2 protein-coding genes and 1 pseudogene are annotated in these 3,682 nt (G+C 71.6%); 2 read left to right on the top strand and 1 reads right to left on the bottom strand.

Annotated elements, in window-relative coordinates; all coding sequences use genetic code 11:
* The first annotated feature begins 41 nt into the window (after positions 1-41).
* Positions 42-1,145: a serine hydrolase gene (locus EHS43_RS40060; protein ID WP_125195467.1), complete on the top strand. Its 1,104-nt coding sequence runs from the start codon at positions 42-44 to the stop codon at positions 1,143-1,145.
* A gap of 143 nt (positions 1,146-1,288) precedes the next feature.
* Here EHS43_RS40060 and EHS43_RS40055 read toward each other — a convergent pair whose 3' ends face one another.
* Positions 1,289-2,995: a glycerol-3-phosphate dehydrogenase/oxidase gene (locus tag EHS43_RS40055; protein WP_125195466.1), complete on the bottom strand. Its 1,707-nt coding sequence runs from the start codon at positions 2,993-2,995 to the stop codon at positions 1,289-1,291.
* A gap of 312 nt (positions 2,996-3,307) precedes the next feature.
* Between EHS43_RS40055 and EHS43_RS40050 the strand changes: the two are divergent.
* Positions 3,308-3,682: pseudogene (locus EHS43_RS40050) on the top strand (nucleotide sugar dehydrogenase); the annotation flags it as partial.

Raw genomic sequence — 3,682 nt, 5'->3', positions numbered from 1 at the left:
CCCCGACCCTGCATGATGGCCCTGACAAGGGAGGATCCGCGATGCCGCTGCTTCGGGCGCTACTGGCCGTCCCGGTCGCCCTGCTGCTGCTCGCCCTGGCGCCGGCAGCCTCCCCGGCCCCCGCCGTCCCCGCGCTCCCGGCCACGGACGCGCTGCTCCCGCGGCTGGTGACGCGGGGCGGCGCTCCCGCCGCCGCTCTCCTGGCCCGGGAGCGGAGCGGGACCCGTTACGCCGAGGCGGGTCCGGGAATCGCCCGCGCCGACCACTTCCGCGCCGGCAGCATCACCAAGACCTTCATCGCGACGGTCGTCCTCCAACTGGCCGCGGAACACCGGCTGAAGCTGTCCGACACGGTGGAGCAGCACCTGCCCGGCCTGGTGCGCGGAGCGGGCAACGACGGCCGCGCGCTGACCCTGCGCGCCCTGCTCACCCACACCAGCGGTCTGTACGACTTCACCGAGGACACCCGGGGTCTGATCCCCCTCACTCCTGTCCAGGCCGTTCGTATCGCTCTCACCCACCCCCCGGCCGACCGCGGCCGCTACTCCTACTCGAACACCAACTACGTCCTGCTCGGCATGGTGATCCGGCAGGTCACCGGCGACTCCTACGCCACCGAGGCCGAGCGGCGGATCATCGCCCCGCTGCGCCTGACGGCCACCTCCTTTCCGGGCTCGCGCACTTCTCTCCCCTCTCCGCACGGCCGCGCCTACACCGCCGACGGGTCCGACATCACCGCGCTCGACCCGCGGGTGGCCGGGGCCGCGGGCGAGCTGGTGAGCACCCTCGCCGACCTGGACCGCTTCTACGCGGCGCTGCTCGGCGGCCGGCTGCTGTCCCCGTACTGGCTGCACGAGATGACGGACACTCACGCCGCACACGGCTCGTACGGCATGGGGCTGTTCCCGGTGAGGCTGCCGTGCGGCACCACGGTGTGGGGGCACAACGGCCGCATCACCGGCAGCTACGTGCGCACCGCAGCCACGATCGGCGGCCGTCGCGTCCTCACCTTCCGCGTGAACACGACGTCGGTGGCAGACCCCGGCCTCGAACCGGCCCTGCTCGCCGCCGAGTTCTGCCCCCGCACCTCGCAGAACGACCGGCTCCCGAACGGAGATCCCGTCCCGCGACACTCGTTCGAGTGATACCGGGAGGACCACCGAGCCCGGTCCTGTTTCTGCTTCTGCTCCTGCGCCCCGGCGTCGTTACAGCTCCCCTCCCGCGCCCGCTCCCGCGCCCGCGCCCGCTCCGGCTCCCGCGCCCGCCGAACTACAGCGCACCCACCGGACTACAGCGGCACGATGTCCGGCGCCCCCAGTCGCGCCGCGTCCGCCGTCAGGTCGTCCGGCTGCCGCTGCGACTCGCGCTCCGCCTCCACCCGCTTCTCGTAGTGCTCGACCTCGCGCTCGATGTGGTCCTTGTCCCAGCCCAGCACCGGCGCCATCAGCTCGGCGGCCTCCCGGGCGGAGCGCACGCCCCGGTCGAAGGTCTCGATGGAGATCCGGGTCCGCCGGGTCAGCACGTCGTCCAGGTGCCGCGCGCCCTCGTGCGAGGCGGCGTAGACGATCTCGGCGCGCAGATAGTCGTCGGCCGCCTGCAACGGCTCGCCCAGCGTGGAGTCCGACGCGATGAGTTCGAGGACCTCCTCGGCAAGGCTGCCGTACCGATTCAGCAGATGCTCGACCCGGGCGACATGAAGGCCGGTGCGCGCCGCGATCCGCGCCCGCGCGTTCCACAGGGCCCGGTAGCCCTCGGCGCCCAGCAGCGGAATGTCCTCCGTGACACACGCGGCGACCCGGGTGTCGAGCCCGTGCACCGCCTCGTCGACGGCGTCCTTGGCCATCACGCGGTAGGTCGTGTACTTGCCGCCCGCCACGACGACGAGCCCCGGCACCGGATGCGCCACGGTGTGCTCGCGGGAGAGCTTGCTGGTGGCGTCCGACTCACCGGCGAGCAGGGGTCGCAGGCCCGCGTACACACCTTGCACGTCGTCCCGGGTCAGCGGCACCGCGAGCACCGAGTTCACGTGCTCCAGCAGGTAGTCGATGTCCGCGCTGGAGGCGGCCGGATGGGCCTTGTCGAGGTCCCAGTCGGTGTCGGTGGTGCCGATGATCCAGTGCCGGCCCCAGGGGATGACGAACAGCACGGACTTCTCGGTGCGCAGGATCAGCCCGGTCGAGGAGTGGATACGGTCCTTGGGCACGACGAGGTGGATGCCCTTGGAGGCGCGGACGTGGAACTGCCCCCGCTCGCCGACCATCGCCTGGGTGTCGTCGGTCCACACCCCGGTCGCGTTGACCACCTGCTTGGCGCGGATCTCGTACTCCCCGCCCGCCTCGACGTCCTGCACCCGGGCCCCGACCACGCGCTCGCCCTCGCGCAGGAACCCGGTCACCCGCGCGCGGTTGGCGGTCCTGGCGCCGTAGGCCGTCGCCGTGCGCACGAGGGTGGCCACGAAGCGGGCGTCGTCCATCTGGGCGTCGTAGTACTGCAACGCTCCGACGAGGGCGTCCCTCCTCAAGGCGGGCGCGACGCGCAGGGCGTGACGGTGACTCAGGTGCCGGTGCCGGGGCAGCCCGCGGCCATGTCCCCGGGCCATCGACATGGCGTCGTAGAGCGCGACGCCCGAGCCGGCGTACCACCGCTCCCAGCCCTTGTGCTGCAAGGGGTACAGGAAGGGCACGGGCTTCACGAGGTGCGGGGCGAGCCGCTCCAGCAGCAGTCCGCGCTCCTTCAACGCCTCGCGCACGAGGGCGAAGTCGAGCATCTCCAGATAGCGCAGGCCGCCGTGGATCAGCTTGCTGGAGCGGCTGGAGGTGCCCGACGCCCAGTCACGCGCCTCGACCAGTCCCACGGACAGGCCCCGGGTCACCGCGTCGAGGGCGGTCCCCGCACCGACCACGCCGGCTCCCACCACCAGGATGTCCAGTTCGCGCTCGGCCATTGCTGCGAGTGACTCGGCGCGCTGCGCCGGCCCCAGTGTCGCTGTCCTCACCACTGCTGCCTCCAGCTGTAGATCGCACCGGTCACCTTCGAGGGCCGGATCTTCCCTGAGGAGTGGCCCGGTCCGTATCCCCCATGCCCAAATTCTGACCGGGTTGCCCAACTTCAGCCACCAGTCACCCTCAGCCTGTGGATAACTTTCACCACTGCGTAGGCCAAAGCTCACAACCCCACAGGAAGACACACGGAATCAATCCCGTATATCGGTCATATTTACTCCTAGTCTGACATTGCGCTCGCTCGTCCAGTCCACAGGGCTTGCGCACCTGTCCCGCTTCGGTTACTGGGAAGGACGGCCCACGCCATGCCCGCAGATCTCGCCGTGATCGGACTCGGCCCCTACGGACTGCCCCTGGCCCAGGCCGCTGTCGCCGCCGGCATCTCCACCCTCGGCTACCGCACCGGCCCCGAGGCCGGCTCCCTCAGCCCCGCCGAACTGCGCCGGATGCTCTCGGGGGGCTTCCGGACGGCCGCGGGCCCCGCCGAACTCGGCCGCGTCCGCACGGCGGTCATCTGCGCCCCCACCCCGGCCTGCCCCGACGGCGGCCTGGACCTGAGCCAGGTGGAGGCGGCGGCGCGCACCTTGAGCACCCACCTGCGTCCGCACACCACCGTCATCCTGGAGTCCCCCGTCCCGCCGGGCACCACCGAGGACTTCATGCGCCCGCTGCTGGAGGAG

It is taken from the genome of Streptomyces sp. RP5T (assembly GCF_003933965.1).
In the GTDB taxonomy this organism is placed as follows: Bacteria; Actinomycetota; Actinomycetes; order Streptomycetales; family Streptomycetaceae; genus Streptomyces.
This window is presented reverse-complemented; position numbering and strand designations above follow the sequence as displayed.

Bases quoted from the DNA above. Each gene is read 5' to 3' on its own strand.
- EHS43_RS40060 (WP_125195467.1), top strand. From the start codon at position 42: ATGCCGCTGCTTCGGGCGCTACTGGCCGTCCCGGTCGCCCTGCTGCTG.